At 58.5% G+C, this 24,824-nt stretch carries 18 protein-coding genes, 6 tRNA genes and 3 rRNA genes; 4 read left to right on the top strand and 23 right to left on the bottom strand.

What is annotated here, in order from left to right; translation table 11 throughout:
• Nucleotides 1-28 precede the first annotated feature (28 nt).
• The 21 genes from rpoB to tyrS all read right to left on the bottom strand — a co-directional run bounded on the left by rpoB (nucleotide 29) and on the right by tyrS (nucleotide 18,934).
• Entirely contained in the window at nucleotides 29-4,102 is a 4,074-nt protein-coding gene (rpoB, locus tag AC1TXO_RS02480) for a DNA-directed RNA polymerase subunit beta (protein WP_486404909.1), read from the bottom strand.
• A gap of 220 nt (nucleotides 4,103-4,322) precedes the next feature.
• Nucleotides 4,323-4,691, bottom strand: a complete 369-nt coding sequence (gene rplL / locus AC1TXO_RS02475; RefSeq protein ID WP_054893558.1) for a 50S ribosomal protein L7/L12 — start codon at nucleotides 4,689-4,691, stop codon at nucleotides 4,323-4,325.
• Between the two features lie 80 nt (nucleotides 4,692-4,771).
• A complete protein-coding gene (gene rplJ / locus AC1TXO_RS02470; protein WP_029614620.1) occupies nucleotides 4,772-5,272 on the bottom strand; it encodes a 50S ribosomal protein L10 in 501 nt (166 codons plus the stop codon).
• Nucleotides 5,273-5,476: 204 nt separating this feature from the next.
• The gene (rplA, locus tag AC1TXO_RS02465; protein ID WP_054893557.1) at nucleotides 5,477-6,172 is read right to left on the bottom strand and encodes a 50S ribosomal protein L1; all 696 of its coding nucleotides are present in this window, start codon (nucleotides 6,170-6,172) and stop codon (nucleotides 5,477-5,479) included.
• The gene (gene rplK / locus AC1TXO_RS02460; protein ID WP_003255500.1) at nucleotides 6,172-6,603 is read right to left on the bottom strand and encodes a 50S ribosomal protein L11; all 432 of its coding nucleotides are present in this window, start codon (nucleotides 6,601-6,603) and stop codon (nucleotides 6,172-6,174) included. Before rplK ends, rplA begins: the two co-directional genes overlap by 1 nt.
• Nucleotides 6,604-6,722: 119 nt before the next feature.
• On the bottom strand, nucleotides 6,723-7,256 hold the full coding sequence (gene nusG, locus AC1TXO_RS02455; RefSeq protein ID WP_003255501.1) for a transcription termination/antitermination protein NusG: 534 nt from the start codon (nucleotides 7,254-7,256) through the stop codon (nucleotides 6,723-6,725).
• 9 nt (nucleotides 7,257-7,265) lie between these two features.
• A complete protein-coding gene (gene secE / locus AC1TXO_RS02450) occupies nucleotides 7,266-7,634 on the bottom strand; it encodes a preprotein translocase subunit SecE (RefSeq protein WP_486404908.1) in 369 nt (122 codons plus the stop codon).
• A 44-nt stretch (nucleotides 7,635-7,678) separates the two neighbouring features.
• A tRNA-Trp gene (locus tag AC1TXO_RS02445) sits at nucleotides 7,679-7,754 on the bottom strand.
• Nucleotides 7,755-7,809: 55 nt separating this feature from the next.
• Nucleotides 7,810-9,003 (bottom strand): elongation factor Tu, encoded by a 1,194-nt coding sequence (tuf, locus tag AC1TXO_RS02440; protein WP_010951775.1) that lies wholly within the window; start codon nucleotides 9,001-9,003, stop codon nucleotides 7,810-7,812.
• Between the two features lie 79 nt (nucleotides 9,004-9,082).
• Nucleotides 9,083-9,158, bottom strand: a tRNA-Thr gene (locus tag AC1TXO_RS02435).
• 28 nt (nucleotides 9,159-9,186) lie between these two features.
• Nucleotides 9,187-9,260, bottom strand: a tRNA-Gly gene (locus AC1TXO_RS02430).
• A 24-nt stretch (nucleotides 9,261-9,284) separates the two neighbouring features.
• A tRNA-Tyr gene (locus AC1TXO_RS02425) sits at nucleotides 9,285-9,368 on the bottom strand.
• Nucleotides 9,369-9,511: 143 nt separating this feature from the next.
• Nucleotides 9,512-9,937: a hypothetical protein gene (locus tag AC1TXO_RS02420; RefSeq protein WP_486404907.1), complete on the bottom strand. Its 426-nt coding sequence runs from the start codon at nucleotides 9,935-9,937 to the stop codon at nucleotides 9,512-9,514.
• Nucleotides 9,938-9,944: 7 nt separating this feature from the next.
• Complete coding sequence (locus AC1TXO_RS02415) at nucleotides 9,945-10,694, bottom strand: pantothenate kinase (RefSeq protein ID WP_486404906.1); 750 nt, start codon at nucleotides 10,692-10,694, stop codon at nucleotides 9,945-9,947.
• Entirely contained in the window at nucleotides 10,684-11,643 is a 960-nt protein-coding gene (gene birA, locus AC1TXO_RS02410) for a bifunctional biotin--[acetyl-CoA-carboxylase] ligase/biotin operon repressor BirA (RefSeq protein WP_486404905.1), read from the bottom strand. The genes AC1TXO_RS02415 and birA overlap by 11 nt, the downstream gene beginning before the upstream one ends.
• 215 nt (nucleotides 11,644-11,858) lie before the next feature.
• A 5S ribosomal RNA gene (gene rrf, locus AC1TXO_RS02405) occupies nucleotides 11,859-11,974 on the bottom strand.
• A 133-nt stretch (nucleotides 11,975-12,107) separates the two neighbouring features.
• Nucleotides 12,108-15,000 (bottom strand): 23S ribosomal RNA (locus tag AC1TXO_RS02400).
• Nucleotides 15,001-15,226: 226 nt separating this feature from the next.
• A tRNA-Ala gene (locus tag AC1TXO_RS02395) sits at nucleotides 15,227-15,302 on the bottom strand.
• A 26-nt stretch (nucleotides 15,303-15,328) separates the two neighbouring features.
• A tRNA-Ile gene (locus tag AC1TXO_RS02390) sits at nucleotides 15,329-15,405 on the bottom strand.
• Nucleotides 15,406-15,490: 85 nt separating this feature from the next.
• A 16S ribosomal RNA gene (locus AC1TXO_RS02385) occupies nucleotides 15,491-17,027 on the bottom strand.
• Together the 16S, 23S and 5S rRNA genes with 2 tRNA genes alongside form the textbook arrangement of a ribosomal RNA operon.
• A 707-nt stretch (nucleotides 17,028-17,734) precedes the next feature.
• Complete coding sequence (gene tyrS / locus AC1TXO_RS02380) at nucleotides 17,735-18,934, bottom strand: tyrosine--tRNA ligase (protein ID WP_486404904.1); 1,200 nt, start codon at nucleotides 18,932-18,934, stop codon at nucleotides 17,735-17,737.
• A gap of 245 nt (nucleotides 18,935-19,179) precedes the next feature.
• On the opposite strand from tyrS, the gene AC1TXO_RS02375 reads away from it, so the two are divergent.
• Together AC1TXO_RS02375 and AC1TXO_RS02370 are read left to right on the top strand one after the other, a co-directional pair.
• Nucleotides 19,180-20,592, top strand: a complete 1,413-nt coding sequence (locus AC1TXO_RS02375) for a peptidoglycan DD-metalloendopeptidase family protein (protein ID WP_486404903.1) — start codon at nucleotides 19,180-19,182, stop codon at nucleotides 20,590-20,592.
• 1 nt (nucleotide 20,593) lies between these two features.
• Nucleotides 20,594-21,673, top strand: coding sequence for an anhydro-N-acetylmuramic acid kinase (locus tag AC1TXO_RS02370; RefSeq protein WP_486404902.1), 1,080 nt, complete (start codon nucleotides 20,594-20,596; stop codon nucleotides 21,671-21,673).
• Nucleotides 21,674-21,732: 59 nt separating this feature from the next.
• Here the strand turns inward: AC1TXO_RS02370 and erpA are convergent, their stop codons facing one another.
• Both erpA and argC read right to left on the bottom strand, forming a co-directional pair.
• Nucleotides 21,733-22,083 carry an iron-sulfur cluster insertion protein ErpA gene (erpA, locus tag AC1TXO_RS02365; protein WP_029615063.1) on the bottom strand — a complete coding sequence of 117 codons (351 nt, stop codon included), beginning with the start codon at nucleotides 22,081-22,083 and terminating at the stop codon, nucleotides 21,733-21,735.
• 143 nt (nucleotides 22,084-22,226) lie between these two features.
• The gene (argC, locus tag AC1TXO_RS02360; RefSeq protein WP_486404901.1) at nucleotides 22,227-23,261 is read right to left on the bottom strand and encodes an N-acetyl-gamma-glutamyl-phosphate reductase; all 1,035 of its coding nucleotides are present in this window, start codon (nucleotides 23,259-23,261) and stop codon (nucleotides 22,227-22,229) included.
• Between the two features lie 141 nt (nucleotides 23,262-23,402).
• Here argC and hemJ point away from each other — a divergent pair, with 141 nt between their 5' ends.
• Both hemJ and AC1TXO_RS02350 read left to right on the top strand, forming a co-directional pair.
• Complete coding sequence (gene hemJ, locus AC1TXO_RS02355; RefSeq protein WP_486404900.1) at nucleotides 23,403-23,828, top strand: protoporphyrinogen oxidase HemJ; 426 nt, start codon at nucleotides 23,403-23,405, stop codon at nucleotides 23,826-23,828.
• 26 nt (nucleotides 23,829-23,854) lie between these two features.
• Nucleotides 23,855-24,802: an NAD(P)H-dependent flavin oxidoreductase gene (locus AC1TXO_RS02350; protein WP_486404899.1), complete on the top strand. Its 948-nt coding sequence runs from the start codon at nucleotides 23,855-23,857 to the stop codon at nucleotides 24,800-24,802.
• Nucleotides 24,803-24,824: the final 22 nt, after the last annotated feature.

Below are 24,824 nucleotides of genomic sequence, written 5' to 3'. Positions count from 1 at the left end.
CCTGCCCCACTCCCCTTCGCGTCACGTGTTATTCGGTTTCCAGATCGATATCGATACCGAGCGAACGGATCTCTTTGATCAACACGTTGAAGGACTCGGGCATGCCCGGCTCCATACGGTGATCGCCATCCACGATGTTCTTGTACATCTTGGTACGGCCGTTCACGTCGTCCGACTTCACTGTGAGCATTTCTTGCAGGGTGTATGCCGCGCCGTATGCTTCCAGCGCCCACACTTCCATCTCCCCGAAACGCTGACCACCGAACTGCGCCTTACCACCCAGCGGCTGCTGGGTAACCAGGCTGTAGGAACCAGTGGAACGCGCGTGCATCTTGTCGTCCACCAAGTGGTTCAGCTTGAGCATGTACATGTAGCCAACGGTCACAGGACGCTCGAACTTGTTGCCGGTACGGCCATCGAACAGCACCATCTGGCCGCTCTCAGGCAGGTCGGCCAGCTTCAGCATGGCCTTGATCTCGCGCTCCTTGGCACCGTCGAAGACCGGAGTAGCCATCGGCACGCCTTTCTTCAGGTTGTGGGCCAGGGCGAGGATCTCTGCATCGGAGAACTCGTCGAGGTTTTCCTGACGACCACCGATCTCGTTGTAGATCTCGGTCAGGAAGGTACGCAGCTCGGCAGCCTTGCGCTGTTCTTCGATCATGCGGTCGATCTTCTCGCCCAGACCCTTGGCCGCGAGGCCCAGGTGGGTTTCGAGGATCTGACCGACGTTCATACGCGAAGGTACGCCCAGCGGGTTCAGTACGACGTCGACCGGAGTACCGTTGGCGTCGTGCGGCATGTCTTCGACCGGCATGATCACCGAGACGACACCCTTGTTACCGTGACGACCGGCCATCTTGTCACCCGGCTGGATGCGACGGCGGATTGCCAGGTAGACCTTGACGATCTTCAGTACGCCTGGAGCCAGGTCATCGCCCTGCTGCAGCTTGCGCTTCTTGTCTTCGAACTTGTCGTCCAGCAGGCGACGGCGATCGACGATGTACTGCTGAGCCTTTTCCAGCTGCTCGTTCAGTGCATCTTCTGCCATGCGCAGCTTGAACCACTGGCCGTGCTCCAGACCGTTCAGCACGTCGTCAGTGATCACGGTGCCTTTCTTCAGGCCCGCACCACCATCGACCACCTGGCCGTTCAGAGCCGAACGCAGACGCTCGAAGGTCGCGCCTTCGACGATGCGGAACTCTTCGTTCAGGTCCTTGCGGATTTCGTCCAGCTGCATCTTCTCGATGGCCAGGGCGCGGCTGTCGCGCTCGACGCCATCACGGGTGAAGACCTGTACGTCGATGACGGTACCCTTGGTGCCGGTCGGCACGCGCAGGGAGGTGTCTTTGACGTCGCTGGCCTTCTCACCGAAGATCGCACGCAGCAGTTTTTCTTCCGGCGTCAGCTGGGTCTCGCCTTTCGGAGTGACCTTGCCGACCAGGATGTCGCCAGCGCCAACTTCGGCACCCACGTAGACGATACCGGCTTCGTCCAGCTTGTTCAGCGCAGCTTCACCCACGTTCGGGATGTCCGCGGTGATTTCCTCTGGGCCAAGCTTGGTGTCACGAGCCACGCAGGTCAGTTCCTGGATGTGGATCGTGGTGAAGCGATCTTCCTGGACCACGCGCTCGGACAGGCAGATGGAGTCTTCGAAGTTGAAGCCGTTCCACGCCATGAACGCGATGCGCATGTTCTGACCCAGCGCCAGTTCACCCATGTCGGTGGACGGGCCGTCGGCCATGATGTCGCCACGCGCGACCACATCACCCTTGCTCACCAGCGGACGCTGGTTGATGCAGGTGTTCTGGTTCGAACGGGTGTATTTGGTCAGGTTGTAGATATCCACACCTGCTTCACCGGTCTCGACTTCGTCGTCGGCTACACGCACGACGATACGGCTGGCGTCGACCGAGTCGATCACACCACCGCGGCGAGCCACGACGCAGACACCGGAGTCACGGGCGACGTTGCGCTCCATGCCGGTACCTACCAGCGGCTTGTCGGCACGCAGGGTCGGTACAGCCTGACGCTGCATGTTCGAACCCATCAACGCACGGTTGGCGTCGTCGTGCTCGAGGAACGGAATCAGCGAGGCAGCAACGGAAACAACCTGCTTCGGCGAGACATCCATCAGGGTGACGTCTTCCGGCGCCTTGACGGTGAACTCGTTCAGGTGACGGACCGCTACCAGTTCGTCGATCAGGTGTTTCTGCGCGTTCATCGCAGCCGAAGCCTGGGCGATGACGTGATCAGCCTCTTCGATCGCCGACAGGAACACGATGTCGTCGGTAACCACACCCTCTTTCACCACACGGTACGGGCTTTCCAGGAAGCCGTACTGGTTGGTGCGGGCGTAGGCCGCCAGGGAGTTGATCAGACCGATGTTCGGACCTTCCGGCGTTTCGATCGGGCACACGCGGCCGTAGTGGGTCGGGTGTACGTCACGGACTTCGAAGCCTGCGCGCTCACGGGTCAGACCGCCCGGGCCGAGTGCGGAGACACGACGCTTGTGGGTGATCTCGGAGAGCGGGTTGTTCTGGTCCATGAACTGCGAGAGCTGGCTGGAACCGAAGAACTCCTTCACCGCCGCCGCAACCGGCTTGGCGTTGATCAGGTCCTGCGGCATCAGGCCTTCGCTTTCGGCCATCGACAGACGCTCTTTGACCGCACGCTCGACGCGCACCAGGCCAACGCGGAACTGGTTCTCGGCCATCTCGCCGACGCAACGCACCCGACGGTTACCCAGGTGGTCGATGTCGTCGACGATGCCTTTGCCGTTACGGATGTCGACCAGGGTCTTCAGGACATCGACGATGTCTTCCTTGCTCAGCACGCCCGAACCTTCGATCTCGGTACGACCGATACGACGGTTGAACTTCATGCGGCCGACTGCGGACAGGTCGTAGCGCTCGGCACTGAAGAACAGGTTGTTGAACAGGGTCTCGGCGGCATCCTTGGTTGGCGGCTCGCCTGGACGCATCATGCGGTAGATCTCGACCAACGCTTCCAGCTGGTTGCTGGTGGTATCGATCTTCAGCGTGTCGGCGATGAACGGACCGCAGTCGATATCGTTGGTGTACAAGGTCTCGATGCGAACGACCTGGGCCTTGGCGATCTTGACCAGCAGATCGGTGGTCAGCTCGGTGTTGCACTCGGCCAGGATTTCACCGGTTGCCGGGTGCACGATGGCCTTGGCAGTGGTACGGCCAATCATGTACTCGAGCGGAACGTCCAGCTGCTTGACGCCAGCCTTCTCGATCTGGTTGATGTGGCGCGCAGTGATACGGCGGCCTTGCTCGACGATGACCTTGCCGGTCTCGTCGGTGATGTCCATCACGGCAACTTCGCCGCGCAGACGCTGGGCAACCAGTTCCAGGCTCAGCTTCTCACCGGAAACGTGGAACACGTTGGTGGTGTAGAAGGTGTCCAGGATCTCTTCGGTGCTGTAGCCCAAAGCGCGCAGCAGTACCGAGGCCGGCAGCTTGCGGCGACGGTCGATACGGACGAACACGCAGTCCTTCGGATCGAACTCGAAGTCGAGCCAGGAACCGCGGTAAGGGATGATGCGAGCGGAGTACAGCAGCTTGCCGGAGCTGTGGGTCTTGCCACGGTCGTGGTCGAAGAACACACCAGGCGAACGGTGCAGCTGGGAAACGATCACACGCTCGGTACCGTTGATAACGAAGGTACCGTTCTCAGTCATCAGGGGAATTTCACCCATGTAGACTTCTTGCTCTTTGATGTCCTTGATCGCTTTGTTCGACGATTCCTTGTCGAAGATGATCAGGCGCACCTTGACCCGCAGTGGGACCGCGAAGGTCACGCCACGCAGGACACATTCCTTCACATCGAAGGCAGGCTCGCCCAGGCGATAGCCTACGTACTCCAGGGCAGCATTGCCGGAGTAGCTGATGATCGGGAATACCGATTTGAAGGCCGCATGCAGACCGACGTCGCGGAACTGATCCTTGGATGCTCCCGCCTGCAGGAATTCGCGATACGAATCCAGCTGGATGGCCAGGAGGTACGGCACATCCATGACGTCCGGCAACTTGCTAAAGTCCTTGCGGATACGTTTTTTCTCAGTGTATGAGTAAGCCATCAGCGTTCCCCAGCTTGGTCACCTGCTTGTTTGGCTTCTCCCGGCGGGAGCAGCCAGAAAATCGTGCAAACCCCATGGTTTGCGCCACCCACATGGGTGTCTTGCAGCTCGTTATCGGGGCCGACCTGATCGGCCACCAATAACGGAAAAAGGCCGGTGGCACAGGCCACCAGCCATCAGCCCTACGCTTGACGCTCAGGCTGCAGTCGCAAAGTCGAAATTACTTCAGCTCGACTTTAGCGCCAGCTTCTTCCAGCTTCTTCTTGGCGTCTTCAGCGGCTTCTTTCGAAACGCCTTCAGCTACAACCTGAGGAGCGCCATCGACTTTCTCTTTGGCTTCTTTCAGGCCCAGACCGGTCAGTTCGCGAACGGCTTTGATGACGTTCACTTTCTTGTCGCCGGCTTCAACCAGGACAACGTTGAACTCGGTCTGCTCTTCAACAACGGCAGCAGCAGCAGCTGGGCCAGCGGCAACAGCGGCAGCAGCGGTAACGCCGAAGGTTTCTTCCATTGCTTTGATCAGTTCAACAATTTCCAGAACGGTTTTCTGGCCGATTGCTTCGATGATTTGCTCGTTAGTCAGAGACATGACTATGAATTCCTGTATTGGGGGACAGCCTTACACGGCCATCAAATTAAACGTTTGATTTCGAGAGAAGCTACGCCGCCTTAGGCAGCAGCGGCTTCTTTCTGGTCGCGCAGAGCTGCCAGGGTACGAGCCAGCTTGCTGGTTGCACCTTGGATTACGCTCATCAGCTGTGCGATAGCCTCGTCGCGAGTTGGCAGGGTTGCCAGCACGTCGATCTGGTTAGCGGCAAGGAACTTGCCGTCGAACGCAGCTGCCTTGATCTCGAACTTGTCCTGACCCTTGGCGAATTCCTTGAACAGGCGGGCAGCAGCGCCCGGGTGTTCGTTGGAGAACGCGATCAGGGTCGGGCCGGTGAAGGCGTCGTTGAGGACACTGAATTCAGTGTCAGCAACAGCGCGCTTGAGCAGGGTGTTACGTACGACACGTACGTATACGCCAGCTTCACGAGCCTCTTTACGGAGTCCGGTCATTGCGCCTACAGTCACACCACGGGCATCGGCCACGACAGCGGACAGAGCGACTTTGGCAGCCTCGTTGACTTCAGCGACGATGGCCTTCTTGTCTTCGAGTTTAATTGCCACGGGTTTACTCCTGGTTTCTACCGTTTCATCTGGCCGAAGCCGGATGTCGTTTTGGTGTCTGATTCGACGAGCGAATCGGGAGCACCATCTGCGTAGGCTTGTGTTTTAAGACTTGCGTCGCCTACGGTCTTGGATAGCCCCCGCCAGGCAGGGACCCCAATCTTGTTGCAGCCGGTGCGCTCGAAAGACCGCACCGGCTCTGTGTTACACGTTCAGCGAGCTCTGATCGATGATCAGACCTGGGCCCATGGTGGTGCTCAGGGTAACGCGCTTGACGTAGATACCTTTCGAGGAAGCTGGCTTGATACGCTTCAGATCGGCGATCAGGGCTTCAACGTTTTCCTTCAGCTTGTCGGCTTCGAAGCCGATCTTGCCAACGGAGGTGTGGATGATACCGTTCTTGTCGGTACGGTAGCGAACCTGACCAGCCTTGGCGTTCTTCACGGCAGTGGCTACGTCTGGGGTCACGGTACCGACTTTCGGGTTAGGCATCAGGCCGCGAGGACCCAGAACCTGACCCAGCTGACCGACAACGCGCATGGCATCCGGGGATGCGATGACGACGTCATAGTTCAGGTCGCCGCCTTTCATTTCGGCAGCCAGATCGTCCATGCCTACGCGGTCAGCGCCGGCAGCCAGAGCGGCTTCGGCAGCCGGGCCCTGGGTGAAGACGGCAACGCGTACGGTCTTGCCAGTGCCGTGTGGCAGCACGGTAGCGCTACGTACGACCTGGTCGGATTTACGCGGGTCAACACCGAGGTTGACGGCGATGTCGTAGGACTCGACGAACTTGGCAGCAGGCAGCGAGGCCAGCAGGGTTGCCGCTTCTTCGAAGTTGTAGGCCTTGCCTGCTTCGATTTTCTCGGCGATTGCCTTTTGGCGTTTGGTCAGCTTAGCCATTACACACCCTCCACGTTCAGGCCCATGCTGCGGGCAGAGCCAGCGATGGTGCGTACAGCAGCGTCCAGGTCAGCGGCAGTCAGGTCAGCCTGTTTGGCTTTCGCGATGTCTTCCAGCTGAGCACGGGTCACGGTACCGACTTTAACGGTGTTCGGGCGAGCCGAACCGCTGGTCAGGCCAGCAGCTTTCTTCAGCAGAACCGAGGCAGGGGTGCTCTTGGTTTCGAAGGTGAAGCTACGGTCACTGTAGACAGTGATGATCACTGGAGTCGGCAGGCCGGCTTCCTGACCCTGGGTACGGGCGTTGAAGGCCTTGCAGAATTCCATGATGTTCACACCGTGTTGACCCAGTGCTGGACCAACGGGTGGGCTTGGGTTGGCCTGGCCGGCCTTTACTTGCAGCTTGATGTAAGCCTGAATCTTCTTAGCCATGAGCTACTCCAAAATCGGGTTCGAACGCCTGGTGGCTCCCCGGATGACTTGCGTTTTATCCCAGTGACGACAAAACCCCGCAGCACATAGGGCTGCGGGGTATGGGATACGTCGCTCAGTTAGACCTTCTCGACCTGACTGAACTCGAGCTCTACCGGAGTAGAGCGACCGAAAATGAGCACTGCAACCTGCAGACGGCTCTTTTCGTAGTTAACCTCTTCGACACTACCGTTGAAGTCGGCGAATGGACCGTCAATGACGCGAACCACTTCACCCGGCTCGAACAGCGTCTTCGGCTTGGGCTTGTCACTGCCGTCGGCGACGCGACGCAGGATGGCCTCAGCCTCTTTATCGGTGATCGGCGCGGGCTTGTCCGCGGTACCACCAATGAAACCCATGACGCGAGGGGTGTCCTTGACCAAGTGCCAAGTCCCTTCGTTCATTTCCATCTGCACCAGGACATAGCCCGGGAAGAATTTACGCTCACTCTTGCGCTTCTGGCCGTTGCGCATTTCGACGACTTCTTCGGTCGGGACGAGAATCTCGCCAAACCCGTCTTCCATGCCTGCCAGCTTTACGCGCTCGATGAGGGAGCGCATGACATGCTTCTCGTAACCCGAGTAAGCATGCACAACATACCAACGCTTAGCCACGAGACACCCTTAGCCAACAATCAAGGAAACCAACCAGCCGAGCAGGGAATCGATACCCCACAGCAGCAACGACATCACGAGCACCACGGCGACTACGATCAAGGTAGTCTGGGTGGTCTCCTGACGGGTTGGCCACACGACTTTACGGATCTCGGTACGAGCTTCCTTCGCCAGCGCAAAGAACGACTTACCCTTCGCAGTCTGCAGGGCTACGAAGCCTGCGACAGCTGCCAGGGCGAGCAGTGCGAGAACGCGGTACAGGATGGGAGCAGCGGAGTAATACTGGTTACCCACAACGCCCACGACAACCAATGCAACTACAGCCAGCCACTTGAACAGATCAAAACGCGATTCTTGGGCTTCAGTTTTGGGAGTCATCGGGGAGGATCCTGTAAGAAGAAAGCCAATCACACCGAGGTGAATGGCAGGTCAGGAGGGAATCGAACCCCCAACCTACGGTTTTGGAGACCGTCGCTCTGCCAATTGAGCTACTGACCTTTAACGCTGTATCAGGCCGGCCATTATGCCGACCTGATCGAGATAAATCAACTACTTATTCAATAATTTTCGCTACGACGCCGGCGCCGACGGTACGACCGCCTTCACGGATGGCGAAGCGCAGACCGTCTTCCATTGCGATGGTCTTGATCAGGGTGACAGTCATCTGAATGTTGTCACCTGGCATTACCATCTCAACGCCTTCCGGCAGTTCGCAGTTACCGGTCACGTCAGTGGTACGGAAGTAGAACTGAGGACGGTAGCCCTTGAAGAACGGAGTGTGACGACCGCCTTCTTCCTTCGACAGAACGTAGACTTCTGCGGTGAACTTGGTGTGCGGCTTGACCGAACCTGGCTTGACCAGAACCTGGCCACGCTCAACGTCGTCACGCTTGGTACCACGCAGCAGAACGCCGCAGTTCTCACCAGCACGACCTTCGTCCAGCAGCTTGCGGAACATCTCGACGCCGGTGCAGGTGGTGGTGGTGGTGTCACGCAGACCAACGATTTCCAGCGGATCCTGAACGCGGACGATGCCACGCTCGATACGGCCGGTCACAACGGTACCACGACCCGAGATCGAGAATACGTCTTCGATCGGCATCAGGAACGGCTGGTCGATCGCACGAACTGGCTCAGGGATGTAGGCATCCAGAGTCTCTACCAGCTTCTTGACAGCGGTAGTGCCCATTTCGTTGTCGTCTTTGCCTTCCAGCGCCATACGAGCCGAACCGATGATGATCGGGGTGTCGTCGCCTGGGAAGTCGTAGGTGGACAGCAGGTCGCGAACTTCCATCTCGACCAGCTCCAGCAGCTCAGCGTCGTCTACCAGGTCAGCCTTGTTCAGGAAGACCACGATGTACGGAACGCCTACCTGACGGGACAGCAGGATGTGCTCACGGGTTTGCGGCATCGGACCATCGGCGGCCGAGCAAACCAGGATCGCGCCGTCCATCTGGGCAGCACCGGTGATCATGTTCTTCACGTAGTCAGCGTGACCTGGGCAGTCGACGTGAGCGTAGTGACGAATGTTCGAGTTGTACTCGACGTGAGCGGTGTTGATGGTGATACCGCGCGCTTTTTCTTCCGGAGCCGAGTCGATCTTGTCGAACTCAACGACTGCCGAACCGAATACTTCGGAGCAGACGCGAGTCAGAGCTGCGGTCAGAGTGGTCTTACCGTGGTCAACGTGGCCGATAGTGCCGACGTTAACGTGGGGAAGGGAACGATCAAACTTTTCCTTAGCCATCGATACAGTCCTCCGCAGAAGAAATAGTTACTACGCTGATAAAACAAAGGCAGATATTTTCATATCTGCCTTGTCTATATGGAGCTCTTGAGCGGACTTGAACCGCTGACCTCACCCTTACCAAGGGTGTGCTCTACCAACTGAGCTACAAGAGCGAAACTCTTTGTGCAACAACAGCAAACTTGGAGCGGGTAGCGGGAATCGAACCCGCATCATCAGCTTGGAAGGCTGAGGTTCTACCACTAAACTATACCCGCGGAGCTTGCGGCTCTCGCTAAAACTGGTGGAGGGAGAAGGATTCGAACCTTCGAAGCTCTCGCAACGGATTTACAGTCCGTCCCCTTTGGCCGCTCGGGAATCCCTCCGGATGTGGCGGGCATTCTATTTATCTGCCGGCCTGTAGTCAAGCATTTTTTTCAATTAAATCTGAAAGTTAGCTGCTTTGACCCCGCTTCCGGTCCTGCCACCTGAGTGGTGTTCCCTGCGAAGCGGGCGCCATTCTATCAAGCTATTCGCCAGTTGCAATACCCTGGCAGAAAATAATTTTATGTTTTAAGTCTTTGAAATCGTTGGAAAGAGTGGAGAGCACAGACTCATCCAACAAACGCTCGCCATCCGGGCTGACCTTGAGCCAGAGGCCATCGGCGCCAGGCAGCTGCCCCTGTACCGGCTGGGTGGCGATATCGAGACTCAGCAGCCGTTGACGCAACGCAGCGACCTCGTCTTCGCCCGACAGCCCTCCGATGACCAGGCATTCATCACGACGCCTGGCCGGGGTCGTCGCTCCGGTCTCGCGAAGCAGCCGGATCTCCTGCTGGCTTCCCTTGTACAGCGAGAGAGGGGCAACCTCCTTCACCCGCACCGGTGCTTCCTGCTGGTGCCACACGTAATAGACGACATTGAGCACCAGCAACAGCAGAAACAACCAACGCATAGGCACCTCAACTCAATGGGCAGGCCATGGCCAGACCGACGAAGACCAGATCCGGCACAACCCGGGCACCGGGCGCGGCCACCTGGACCAGCGGCGCGTCACCTCCGGTGAGGAACACGCTGAACTCATCACCCCACAGGGCACGCGCCTGATCGATCTGCGTACGGGCAAAGCCCTGCAGCATCAGCACACAGCCACGCTCGACCGCCTCGACCGTCGAGCGCCCGGGCTCGAGACTGCTCAACGCACGCTCCGCCGAGGCATCGTCATAGCGGATACGGCGGGTATGGGTGCGCAGCTGGCTGCGCATCAACGGCATCCCCGGGCATATATAACCGCCCAGATGTTCACCATCTGCCGCCACGAAATCGGCCTTGGCGGCCGTACCGAAATCCATGACAAGGCACGCCCCTCCAGCCAGATGAAATGCACCAAGGGCTGCCAGCCAGCGATCCATGCCAAGGCGCTCATGATCGTCATAGCCATTGCGCACGCCCGCCATTTCAAGGACCGGCCGCGCCACCTGGACATCAACGCAGAACCTCAGCCTTATTGCCTCGCACAGTGCGTCGGTTTCCTCTTCACTGCGCACGCTGACCATCCGCGCACCAGCGAGACGCGCCGCAGCCAGACCACCGATGGCCGAAAGCAGGGCCTGGTCGGAGTCGACGATGCCGCCCCCCACGATGGTGGCGTCCGCGGCATGGATCACCCGCCACTTGATAAAGCTGTTACCGCAATCGAGCTCAAGAATCATCGCGCAACCTCAATCCGAGCTCTCCACCACTGAAGCTCTTCTCCACCCCTTCGACATCCATGCGCAGACCACCCTGCCCGTCCACACCCAGCACAATGCCATCGACTGTCTGAGTGCCGGCAATCAATGAAACCTTACGCCCCTGCCAAAGGTGCGCCTGCTCCCACTCCTCCTGGAACGCTGCGAAGCCGTAGCGACGATGACGCGAAAGCTCATGCTGCAGTTGCTCGTTCAGCTTCGCGACCAGGCGGTTGCGGTCGATCAGAGCACCGGTCTCGCGACGCATCGATGTCCACGCCTGATCGACCTGGTCGTTGCTCTGCATGTTCACATTGATGCCGACACCCAGCACAACGTGGCAGACATCCGCAGGATCGCCGACCAGCTCGAGGAGGATGCCGACAATCTTCTTGTTTCCAGCAAGGACATCATTCGGCCATTTCAGCCCCGCCCCCGTCACACCGAAAGCGTGCAACGTGCGCATCACAGCCAGCCCCACGACCAGGCTCAGCCCTTCGAGCTGGCGCATACCACCCTCCACCCTGAGTACCAGGCTGTAGTAGAGGTTTTCAGCGAAGGGACTGACCCAGTGTCGACCACGGCGGCCACGCCCGGCAGTCTGGCGTTCGGCAAGCACGAGGAAAGGAGCTGCCTGCCCCTGCGCAATCAAGCGCAGGGCTTCGGCATTGGTCGAATCCAGGGTGTCGTGCACCAGCACCGGCCACTGCTCACCCTGGGTGAGCGCCGAAATGGCCGACGTCTCGAGCAGGCTCAGTGGCGTGGCCAGCTGATAGCCACGACCACGCACCTTGTGAATGGCGAGGTTCAACTCGCTTTCCAGGTGCTGCAGCTGCTTCCATACGGCGCTACGGCTTACCCCGAGGGCTTCCCCCAGATCCTGGCCGGAATGAAACCGGCCATCCTTGAGGAGATTCAACAACTTCAGCATGCCAGTCTCGACTTGGAATAAGGCTGGCATGATAGCCACGGGCTGCCGGATTGCATAGGAAAAGGGCAGGCTGGGCCTTGCCTGGTGCATCATGAAGCACGCTTTGCAGCTGTTGCGCGCCCTGCTTGATGTAGGAGTGTGCTGCCTGCGCGATCGGAAAGCAGAAAAGACAAAACCCCTACCTGCTCGCGCAGATAGGGGTTTTGCGAAATGAATCTTGACGATGACCTACTCTCACATGGGGAAACCCCACACTACCATCGGCGATGCATCGTTTCACTGCTGAGTTCGGGATGGGATCAGGTGGTTCCAATGCTCTATGGTCGTCAAGAAATTCGGTTGCCAGTGCGTCCTTTCAGACACGCCAGCCAATTCGGATATGTGATCTTTGTGGGTCGCTTCGAACTTTCGGTTCGTTTCGTCTTCACCACCACAATCTGCAAGGCAGATTGCTTGGGTGTTATATGGTCAAGCCTCACGGGCAATTAGTATTGGTTAGCTCAACGCCTCACAGCGCTTACACACCCAACCTATCAACGTCGTAGTCTTCGACGGCCCTTCAGGGGATTCTAGATCCCAGTGAGATCTCATCTTGAGGCAAGTTTCCCGCTTAGATGCTTTCAGCGGTTATCTCTTCCGAACATAGCTACCCGGCAATGCCACTGGCGTGACAACCGGAACACCAGAGGTTCGTCCACTCCGGTCCTCTCGTACTAGGAGCAGCCCCTCTCAAATCTCAAACGTCCACGGCAGATAGGGACCGAACTGTCTCACGACGTTCTAAACCCAGCTCGCGTACCACTTTAAATGGCGAACAGCCATACCCTTGGGACCGGCTTCAGCCCCAGGATGTGATGAGCCGACATCGAGGTGCCAAACACCGCCGTCGATATGAACTCTTGGGCGGTATCAGCCTGTTATCCCCGGAGTACCTTTTATCCGTTGAGCGATGGCCCTTCCATACAGAACCACCGGATCACTAAGACCTACTTTCGTACCTGCTCGACGTGTCTGTCTCGCAGTCAAGCGCGCTTTTGCCTTTATACTCTACGACCGATTTCCGACCGGTCTGAGCGCACCTTCGTACTCCTCCGTTACTCTTTGGGAGGAGACCGCCCCAGTCAAACTACCCACCATACACTGTCCTCGATCCGGATCACGGACCTGAGTTAGAACCTCAAGGTTGCCAGGGTGGTATTTCAAGGATGGCTCCATGAGAACTGGCGTCCCCACTTCAAAGCCTCCCACCTATCCTACACAAGCAAGCTCAAAGTCCAGTGCAAAGCTATAGTAAAGGTTCACGGGGTCTTTCCGTCTAGCCGCGGATACACTGCATCTTCACAGCGATTTCAATTTCACTGAGTCTCGGGTGGAGACAGCGCCGCCATCGTTACGCCATTCGTGCAGGTCGGAACTTACCCGACAAGGAATTTCGCTACCTTAGGACCGTTATAGTTACGGCCGCCGTTTACCGGGGCTTCGATCAAGAGCTTCGCTTGCGCTAACCCCATCAATTAACCTTCCGGCACCGGGCAGGCGTCACACCCTATACGTCCACTTTCGTGTTTGCAGAGTGCTGTGTTTTTAATAAACAGTCGCAGCGGCCTGGTATCTTCGACCGGCATGAGCTTACGGAGCAAGTCCTTCACCCTCGCCGGCGCACCTTCTCCCGAAGTTACGGTGCCATTTTGCCTAGTTCCTTCACCCGAGTTCTCTCAAGCGCCTTGGTATTCTCTACCTAACCACCTGTGTCGGTTTGGGGTACGGTTCCCAGTTATCTGAAGCTTAGGAGCTTTTCTTGGAAGCATGGTATCAACCACTTCGCGCTCTAAAGAGCACTCGTCATCAGCTCTCGGCCTTGAAATCCCGGATTTGCCTAAGATTTCAGCCTACCACCTTAAACCTGGACAACCAACGCCAGGCTGGCCTAACCTTCTCCGTCCCTCCATCGCAATAACTGGAAGTACAGGAATATTAACCTGTTTTCCATCGACTACGCTTTTCAGCCTCGCCTTAGGGACCGACTAACCCTGCGTCGATTAACGTTGCGCAGGAAACCTTGGTCTTTCGGCGTGCGAGTTTTTCACTCGCATTGTCGTTACTCATGTCAGCATTCGCACTTCTGATACCTCCAGCAAGCTTCTCAACTCACCTTCACAGGCTTACAGAACGCTCCTCTACCGCATCACCAGAGGTGATACCCGTAGCTTCGGTGCATGGTTTGAGCCCCGTTACATCTTCCGCGCAGGCCGACTCGACTAGTGAGCTATTACGCTTTCTTTAAAGGGTGGCTGCTTCTAAGCCAACCTCCTAGCTGTCTAAGCCTTCCCACATCGTTTCCCACTTAACCATGACTTTGGGACCTTAGCTGACGGTCTGGGTTGTTTCCCTTTTCACGACGGACGTTAGCACCCGCCGTGTGTCTCCCATGCTCGGCACTTGCTAGTATTCGGAGTTTGCATCGGTTTGGTAAGTCGGGATGACCCCCTAGCCGAAACAGTGCTCTACCCCCAGCAGTGATACATGAGGCGCTACCTAAATAGCTTTCGAGGAGAACCAGCTATCTCCGAGCTTGATTAGCCTTTCACTCCGATCCACAGGTCATCCGCTAACTTTTCAACGGTAGTCGGTTCGGTCCTCCAGTCAGTGTTACCTAACCTTCAACCTGCCCATGGATAGATCGCCCGGTTTCGGGTCTATACCCAGCGACTAAAGCGCCCTATTAAGACTCGCTTTCGCTACGCCTCCCCTATTCGGTTAAGCTCGCCACTGAATATAAGTCGCTGACCCATTATACAAAAGGTACGCAGTCACCTAACAAAGTAGGCTCCCACTGCTTGTACGCATACGGTTTCAGGTTCTATTTCACTCCCCTCTCCGGGGTTCTTTTCGCCTTTCCCTCACGGTACTGGTTCACTATCGGTCAGTCAGTAGTATTTAGCCTTGGAGGATGGTCCCCCCATGTTCAGACAAAGTTTCTCGTGCTCCGTCCTACTCGATTTCACTGGCAAGAGACTTTCGTGTACGGGGCTATCACCCACTATGGCCGCACTTTCCAGAGCGTTCCACTAATCTCAAACCAGCTTAAGGGCTGGTCCCCGTTCGCTCGCCACTACTAAGGGAATCTCGGTTGATTTCTTTTCCTCAGGGTACTTAGATGTTTCAGTTCCCCTGGTTCGCCTCTTGCACCTATGTATTCAGTACAAGATACTCAGCTTGTGCTGAGTGGGTTCCCCCATTCAGAGATCTCTGGATCACAGTCTGTTTGCCGACTCCCCAAAGCTTATCGCAGGCTACCACGTCTTTCATCGCCTCTGACTGCCAAGGCATCCACCGTATGCGCTTCTTCACTTGACCATATAACCCCAAGCAATCTGGTTATACTGTGAAGACGACATTCGCCGAAAATTCGTGAGAACTCACAAATTTTACCTTAGCCTGAATTCCAGCAGTGAAACTGGTCTTCAGTCTATTTCTATCACATATCCGAATTTTTAAAGAACGATCTGACAAAAGTCAGAAATCAACATTCATGTCCGAATGTTCATTTCTAAGTTCTGAACAGTGCTGCATCTTGAAAGAGTGGTGGAGCCAAGCGGGATCGAACCGCTGACCTCCTGCGTGCAAGGCAGGCGCTCTCCCAGCTGAGCTATGGCCCCGTTTTGTCCTAGGCCGCACCATGTAATGGTAGGTCTGGGCAGATTTGAACTGCCGACCTCACCCTTATCAGGGGTGCGCTCTAACCAACTGAGCTACAGACCTATAACAGGGTCGCGTTACAGCATCGTCTTTTACAATGAATCAAGCAATTCGTGTGGGAGCTCATCAGCAGGCTGATGTCTTCGATTAAGGAGGTGATCCAGCCGCAGGTTCCCCTACGGCTACCTTGTTACGACTTCACCCCAGTCATGAATCACACCGTGGTAACCGTCCTCCCGAAGGTTAGACTAGCTACTTCTGGTGCAACCCACTCCCATGGTGTGACGGGCGGTGTGTACAAGGCCCGGGAACGTATTCACCGCGACATTCTGATTCGCGATTACTAGCGATTCCGACTTCACGCAGTCGAGTTGCAGACTGCGATCCGGACTACGATCGGTTTTGTGAGATTAGCTCCACCTCGCGGCTTGGCAACCCTCTGTACCGACCATTGTAGCACGTGTGTAGCCCAGGCCGTAAGGGCCATGATGACTTGACGTCATCCCCACCTTCCTCCGGTTTGTCACCGGCAGTCTCCTTAGAGTGCCCACCATAACGTGCTGGTAACTAAGGACAAGGGTTGCGCTCGTTACGGGACTTAACCCAACATCTCACGACACGAGCTGACGACAGCCATGCAGCACCTGTGTCAGAGTTCCCGAAGGCACCAATCCATCTCTGGAAAGTTCTCTGCATGTCAAGGCCTGGTAAGGTTCTTCGCGTTGCTTCGAATTAAACCACATGCTCCACCGCTTGTGCGGGCCCCCGTCAATTCATTTGAGTTTTAACCTTGCGGCCGTACTCCCCAGGCGGTCAACTTAATGCGTTAGCTGCGCCACTAAAATCTCAAGGATTCCAACGGCTAGTTGACATCGTTTACGGCGTGGACTACCAGGGTATCTAATCCTGTTTGCTCCCCACGCTTTCGCACCTCAGTGTCAGTATCAGTCCAGGTGGTCGCCTTCGCCACTGGTGTTCCTTCCTATATCTACGCATTTCACCGCTACACAGGAAATTCCACCACCCTCTACCATACTCTAGCTCGCCAGTTTTGGATGCAGTTCCCAGGTTGAGCCCGGGGCTTTCACATCCAACTTAACGAACCACCTACGCGCGCTTTACGCCCAGTAATTCCGATTAACGCTTGCACCCTCTGTATTACCGCGGCTGCTGGCACAGAGTTAGCCGGTGCTTATTCTGTCGGTAACGTCAAAATTGCACGGTATTAACGTACAACCCTTCCTCCCAACTTAAAGTGCTTTACAATCCGAAGACCTTCTTCACACACGCGGCATGGCTGGATCAGGCTTTCGCCCATTGTCCAATATTCCCCACTGCTGCCTCCCGTAGGAGTCTGGACCGTGTCTCAGTTCCAGTGTGACTGATCATCCTCTCAGACCAGTTACGGATCGTCGCCTTGGTGAGCCATTACCTCACCAACTAGCTAATCCGACCTAGGCTCATCTGATAGCGCAAGGCCCGAAGGTCCCCTGCTTTCTCCCGTAGGACGTATGCGGTATTAGCGTTCCTTTCGAAACGTTGTCCCCCACTACCAGGCAGATTCCTAGGCATTACTCACCCGTCCGCCGCTGAATCAAGGAGCAAGCTCCCGTCATCCGCTCGACTTGCATGTGTTAGGCCTGCCGCCAGCGTTCAATCTGAGCCATGATCAAACTCTTCAGTTCAATACTGCTTGGGTTTTTAAGAAACCCTAAACTTGGCTCAGCAATCTCAAATGACTATGTGATTTCTCGCATGGCCACTTGTGATGCTGATAATCTTGGCGACTATCAGTCCGTACTCACAAGCACCCACACGAATTGCTTGATTCGATTTGTTAAAGAGCGTTTGGTCAAGAGCTTTTCGTCTCAACCGAGGCGCGCATTCTACGCTTTCCTCATTCGGTGTCAAGCATTTATTTTGAAGTTTTTCGCGAGAAACTCGTTTAGCTTCAAACACTTGACTCGCTGCGATCTCTCGTAGCGGGAGGCGAATCATACAGCACCAAACGATGCTGTCAACTGCCTTTTTCACCGCTGCCGATCACCAGATCGAAGCCCTTCGCGCTACACCGAACTCGCTTAACTCGTTGATTAACAAGGAGTTTCGCGTTCCGTTTGCTGCGGAAGTGGGGCGCATTATAAGGGGATCCGAGAGGGCGTCAACCTTTTATTTCAAATAATTGAAACATTCCAGGCACAGACCTTATATAGGCCACCAAGTGGCTGCCTCAAACCTTTCTGCGCTCGATCTCAAGAGCGCAGAAAACATCAAGGCAGACACCTGGCAACCCTACCACCAAACCCAACCAGTCCCTTCTCTGCCCCCACAAAGCAAAGCGGGGAGGCCTTCCGGCCTCCCCGCTTCTATATATAGCTACACCCGCAACCAATCACTCGGCCTTCAGCGTAACCCGCCCAAACGACTTCTTCCCTGCCTGGCACACATGGGTAGCACCCAGGGCAAACACGAAGTCCTTGTCGACCACCGCACCATCTACCTTGACCGCACCACTGCCGAGCAGATCCCGCGCCTGCGCCGAGTTCTTCACCAGGCCCGCACGGTTCAGCACCGCAGCGATCGGCAGGTCTTCAGCTGCAGCGACTTCGATCTCCGGCAGATCCTCAGGCAGCTCGCCTTCCTTCATGCGGTTGCCCGCAGCACGGTGGGCATTGGCCGCAGCCTCCTCACCATGGAAGCGGGCAACGATCTCTTCGGCCAGCTTGATCTTGATGTCACGCGGGTTGGCACCCTGCTCGACATCGGCACGGAACTGATCGATCTCATCCATCGAACGGAAGCTCAGCAGCTCGAAGTAACGCCACATCAAGGTGTCAGGAATCGACACCAGCTTGCTGTACATCACCCCGGGCGCTTCCTGGATGCCGACATAATTGCCCAGCGACTTGGACATCTTCTTCACGCCATCGAGACCTTCCAGCAGCGGCATGGTCACGATGTTCTGCGCTTCCTGGCCATAGGCGCGCTGCAGCTCACGCCCCATCAGCAGGTTGAACTTCTGGTCGGTGCCGCCAAGCTCGACGTCCGCCTTGAGCGCGACCGAGTCGTAGCCCTGCACCAGCGGGTAGAGGAACTCGTGAATGGCGATCGGCTGCTGGCTGGTGTAGCGCTTGTCGAAGTCGTCACGCTCGAGCATGCGCGCGACGGTGTACTGGGAGGCCAGGCGAATGAAGTCGGCCGGGCTCAGCTTGTCCATCCAGGTGGAGTTGAACGCGACTTCGGTCTTGGCCGGGTCGAGGATCTTGAACACCTGCTGCTTGTAGGTTTCGGCATTGTCCAGCACCTGCTCGCGGGTCAGCGGCGGACGCGTGGTGCTCTTGCCGCTCGGGTCGCCGATCATGCCGGTGAAGTCGCCGATCAGGAAGATCACCTGGTGACCCAGCTCCTGGAACTGACGCAGCTTGTTGATCAGCACGGTATGGCCCAGGTGCAGGTCGGGAGCCGTCGGGTCGAAGCCGGCCTTGATCCGCAGCGGTTGGCCGCGCTTGAGCTTCTCCACCAGTTCCGACTCGACCAACACCTCTTCCGCACCGCGCTTGATAAGCGCCAGCTGCTCTTCAACCGACTTCATAGACAGACCCGCAAGGCTCAGATTCAAAGGGGACCAACCATACAAGATCGGCCGTCAAATACAAGTTTCGCAACGGAATGTGACCCGGAAGGCGCCTTGCGGCGTCTACGCGCCCTTGCGCGAAACTGGATTTGGTTATATTTTATACAGTTATTTCATCTTCATCATGTCATTCATCTTTTCCACCTTGTTTTTCAGCGTATTCATTCACTTTTTTCATTCACCTTTTCAAAGTCACCTCACCTATGACCAACGACACGCCTAAAGCGCCGCCGCTTTATCCGAAAAGCCATCTGTTGGCCGCCAGCGGCATCGCCGCCCTGCTCAGCCTGGCCCTGCTGGTATTTCCCTCCAGCGATGTAGAAGCGAAGAAGACCACCCTCAGCCTCGAGCTCGACACCCCGGCCGAGCAACTCAAAGACGAATCCCGGGCCGCACCGCTGGTGCAGTCCGACGACAGCAACGGCTCGCCCTTCGCCCAGATCGAAGGGGAGCAGGCAGACACCGAGCAGGCCGCCGAGCAGCAACAGCCCGTCGCCCAGGAAAAACCGCAGGAGAACCACCGCGAGGTGGTGGTTGCCCGCGGCGATACCCTCTCCACCCTGTTCGCCAAGGTCGGGCTGCCCGCCAACGTGGTGCATGACGTACTGGCCAGCGACAAGCAGGCCAAGCAGTTCAGCCAGTTGAAGCACGGCCAGGTGCTGCAGTTCGAACTGGACAAGGACGGCCAACTGGCCAGCCTGCACAGCCAGGTCAGCAACCTGGAAAGCATCCGCCTGAACAAGACCGCCAAGGGCTACGCGTTCGAACGCGAGATCAGCAAGCCCGTGGTGCGCACCGCCTACGCCCATGGCGTGATCAAGAGCTCGCTGTCGGCCTCGGCGCAGCGTGCCGGCCTCTCCCACAGCATGACCATGGATATGGCCCGCGTACTGGGCTACGACATCGACTTCGCCCAGGACATCCGCCCAGGCGATGAATTCGACGTGGTCTACGAGCAGAAGATCATGGACGGCAAGGTGATCGGCACCGGCAACATCCTGTCCGCGCGCTTCACCAACCGCGGCAAGACCTACACCGCCGTGCGCTACACCAACAAGCAGGGCAACACCAGCTACTACACTGCCGACGGCAACAGCCTGCGCAAGGCGTTCATCCGCACGCCGGTCGACTTCGCCCGTATCAGCTCGCGCTTCTCAGCCGGGCGCAAGCACCCGATCCTCAACAAGATCCGCGCCCACAAGGGTGTCGATTACGCGGCCCCGCGCGGTACGCCGATCAAGGCCGCCGGCGATGGTCGCATCGAGCTGGCCGGCCGTCGCGGCGGCTACGGCAACACCGTGATCATCGCCCACGGCAACAGCTACAAGACGCTCTACGGTCACATGCAAGGCTTCGCCAAGGGCATCAAGACCGGCAGCAACGTCAAGCAAGGCCAGATCATCGGTTACATCGGCACCACCGGCCTGTCGACCGGCCCGCACCTGCACTACGAGTTCCAGGTCAACGGTGTGCACGTCGACCCGCTGAGCCAGAAAGTGCCGATGGCCGATCCGATCGCCAAGGCCGAGCGCCAGCGCTTCATGCAGCAGAGCCAGCCCCTGATCGCCCGCATGGATCAGGAAAAAGCTACCCTGCTCGCCGCAAACAAGCGCTGAAATGGCGCTCTACCTGGGGGTGATGTCGGGTACCAGCCTGGATGGCCTGGACATCGCCCTGATCGAACAGCACGAGCAGCCCCGGCTGCTCGCGACCCGCTACCTGCCGATGCCGGGCGAGCTTCGCCAGGAACTGCTGAGCCTCTGCGCCAGCGGCCCCGACGAAATCGCGCGGGCGGCGGTGGCCGAGAATCGCTGGGCCAGCCTCGCCGCAGAAGGCATCCAGCAATTGCTGGCCGAGCAGAAACTCGAGCCTGGCGCCATCCGCGCCATCGGTAGCCATGGCCAGACCATCCGTCATGAACCGGCACGTGGCTTCACCGTACAGATCGGCAACCCGGCGCTGCTCGCCGAGCTGACAGGCATCTGCGTGGTCGGCGACTTCCGTCGTCGCGACGTGGCCGCAGGCGGTCAGGGCGCACCGCTGGTCCCGGCATTTCACGAGGCCTTGTTCGGCCATCTGGGCAAACGCCTGGCGGTGCTCAATGTTGGCGGCTTCAGCAACCTCAGCCTGATTGCCGACGACACGCCTGTGCACGGTTTCGACTGTGGCCCGGGCAACGTGCTGCTGGATGCCTGGATCGAACGCAAGCGCGGCCAGACCTTCGACGCAGACGGTAGCTGGGCCGCCAGCGGCACGGTCCAGGACGACCTGCTGAAGGCACTGCTCGGCGACCCGTTCTTTGCCGGCAGCGGCCCCAAGAGCACCGGCCGCGAGGTGTTCAACCTGGCCTGGCTGGACGCCCACCTGGCCCGGCTGCCGCACTACCGCGACGAAGACGTCCAGGCCACACTGCTGGAACTGACCGCGCGCAGCGTCATCGATGCGCTGCGCAACGCCCAACGCGGTACCGAAGCCCTGATGGTCTGTGGCGGCGGTGCACGCAATGGCGCATTGATGAAGCGCCTCGCCGACTTGTTGCCCGGCGCGACAGTGACCAGCACCCGTGATCCGGACTGGATCGAGGCCATGGCCTTCGCCTGGCTGGCCCACTGCTGCCTCGAAGGCATCCCGGCGAACCGCCCGAGCGTCACTGCGGCCAGAGGGTTGCGAGTGCTGGGCGCCATCTACCCCGCCTGATCGACGGAAACGAAAACGCCGCGCAATTGCGCGGCGTTTTCATTGCATTGCAGCCCGAATCAGATCGAGAACGACGAACCGCACCCGCAGGTGGTGGCAGCGTTGGGGTTCTTGATCACGAAGCGCGAGCCTTCCAGGCCTTCCTGGTAGTCCACCTCGGCACCGGCCAGGTACTGGAAGCTCATCGGGTCGACCACCAGCGACACGCCTTCGCGCTCGACGATGGTGTCGTCCTCGGCCACGTCCTCATCGAAGGTGAAGCCGTACTGGAAACCCGAGCAGCCGCCGCCGGTGACGAACACGCGCAGCTTGAGGCGATCATTGCCTTCCTCGGACACCAGGGTCTTCACCTTGTGCGCAGCCCCTTGGGTAAATTCCAAAGCGGTGGGGGTGAAGGTTTCGACGCTCATGTTGTTTCTCCCGGCGTTAGCCGCCATAAAACTCGATGACGCGCATTATCCGCTTCTCCGAGAAAATTGGTCAACAATTGTGCGGCTTTGGTCGAGACAAACGAAAAGGCCCGCACAGCGCGGGCCTTCTTCAAGCGCGGCGATCAGGGCAACAGGCCCGCGTGGGACAGGCCCATGCGCTCGTCCAGGCCGAACAGGATGTTCAGGTTCTGCACAGCCTGGCCGGATGCGCCCTTGACCAGGTTGTCGATTACCGACAGCACGACCACCAGGTCGCCGCCCTGCGGGCGATGAACAGCAATACGGCAGACGTTTGCACCGCGCACGCTGCGGGTCTCGGGGTGGCTGCCGGCTGGCATCACGTCGACGAACGGTTCATCGGCATAGCGCTTCTCGAACAGCGCCTGCAGGTCGACCGAAGTGTCCACCACGTTGGCGTAGAGGGTGGCGTGAATGCCGCGAATCATCGGCGTCAGGTGCGGCACGAAGGTCAGGCCGATATCCTTGCCGGCGGCCAGGCGCAGGCCTTGGCTGATTTCCGGGAGGTGGCGGTGGCCCTTGACCGCATAGGCCTTCATGCTTTCGCCAGCCTCGCAGAACAGCGAACCCACCGCGGCACCACGGCCAGCGCCGCTGACACCTGACTTGCAGTCGGCGATCAGCCGCGACGGATCGGCAAGGCCCGCCTCGAGCAGCGGCAGGAAACCAAGCTGGGTGGCGGTCGGATAGCAGCCCGGCACCGCGATCAGGCGCGCCTGGCGGATCTTCTCGCGATTGACTTCCGGCAGCCCATAGACCGCATCCTCGAGCAGCTCTGGCGCGCCATGCGGCTGACCGTACCATTTGCCCCATTCGGCGGCATCCTGCAGGCGGAAGTCGGCAGACAGGTCGATGACCTTGGCCCCGGCGGCCAGCAATTCACCCGCCAGGGCATGGGCAACACCATGCGGGGTGGCGAAGAACACCACGTCGCAGGCTCCGAGGGTCTTGCTGTCGGGGACGCTGAACTGCAGGCCGTCATAGTGGCCGCGCAGGTTCGGGTACATGTCGGCCACCGCGACACCCGCTTCGGAGCGCGATGTGATGACCGCCACTTCGGCCTGTGGGTGCTGTGCCAGCAGGCGCAACAGTTCGACACCGGTGTAACCCGTGCCGCCGACGATACCGACCTTGATCATGACGCTTGCCCCTTATCAACGAGACCACTGGAAAGCGCACGATAATAGGGTTACGTGACGCCTGTAACAACTCTTGGGTACCCCTTTGCGGTACCGGACCTCTACTATCTGACGACCGTGAAAATCTGAAGGAAGTCCCCCATGCTCTATCTCTGGATCAAGGCGCTGCATATCGTCAGCGTGGTCTGCTGGTTCGCCGGCCTGTTCTACCTGCCGCGACTGTTCGTCTACCACGCCCAGAGCCAGGACAGCATCAGCCAGGACCGCTTCGTCACCATGGAGCGCAAGCTGTACCGCGGCATCATGAACCCGGCGATGATCGCCACCTACGTGTTCGGCATCTGGATGCTCTACCTCACCCCCGGCTGGCTGAGCCAGGGCTGGCTGCACGCCAAGCTGACCCTGGTGATCCTGCTGACCGGCTACCATCACATCTGCGGCGCGCAACGCAAACGCTTCGCCGCCGGTCAGAACACCCGCAGCCATATGTACTACCGCTGGTTCAACGAAGTCCCTGTATTGATCCTGCTGGCCATCGTCATTCTGGTCGTGGTCAAACCGTTCTGATCCTTCCTGAGCAAAGGAGTCTTGCCATGTCACTGCCTGCCACCCTCGAACGACGCCTGCGACTGCCCGTGGTCGCTGCCCCGATGTTCCTGATTTCCAACCCGCAACTGGTCCTGGCCTGCTGCGGCCAGGGTGTAGTGGGCAGTTTCCCGGCACTGAACCAACGCGACAGCGCTGGCTTCGAGGCCTGGCTGGAGGAGATCGAGGCAGGTCTGGCGCAACTGCAGGCGCCGGCGCCTTATGCCGTGAACCTGATCGTGCACCCGAGCAACCCGCGCCTGCAGGCAGACCTCGCCCTGTGCGTGAAACATCGGGTGCCCATCGTCATCACCAGCCTGGGCGCGGTGAAGGAAGTGGTGGATGCGGTACACAGCTACGGTGGCCTGGTGTTCCACGATGTCACCACCCGGCGTCACGCGGAAAAGGCTGCCGAGGCGGGCGTCGACGGCCTGATCGCCGTAGCGGCGGGCGCAGGCGGTCACGCCGGGACCTGGAGCCCGTTCGCCCTGGTCGCGGAAATCCGCCAGTTCTTCGACAAGACCCTGCTGCTGGCCGGCTGCATCAACCATGGCCACGAAATCCTCGCCGCCCGCCTTATGGGTGCCGACCTCGCCTACATGGGGACGCGCTTCATCGCCACGCACGAGAGCCACGCCCAGGAGGCCTACAAGCAGATGCTGCTCGATGCCCGGGCCGCCGATATCGTCCACACCCCGGCGGTGTCCGGTGTCCCGGCCAGCTTCCTGCGCCAGAGCCTGGAGCAGGCCGGTTACGACATGAGCGCGCTCAAGCACAATCCGGGCGAGACCAAGCTCAAGCCACTGGATGAAGAGGCCAAGGCCTGGAAGACCGTATGGTCTGCCGGCCAGGGCGCGGGCGGTATCCATGACCTGCCGCAGACGGCCGAGCTGATCGAACGACTGCACAAGGAATACCAGGCCGCCCTGGATCGCAGCCGTGAACTGGCGCTCTGAAGCCCCTGCAAAAGACCACAAC

The sequence above is a fragment of the Pseudomonas sp. FA117 genome (genome assembly GCF_057370475.1).
The sequence above is the reverse complement of the archived record's forward strand: the minus strand, read 5'-3'. Positions and strand labels throughout refer to the sequence as shown.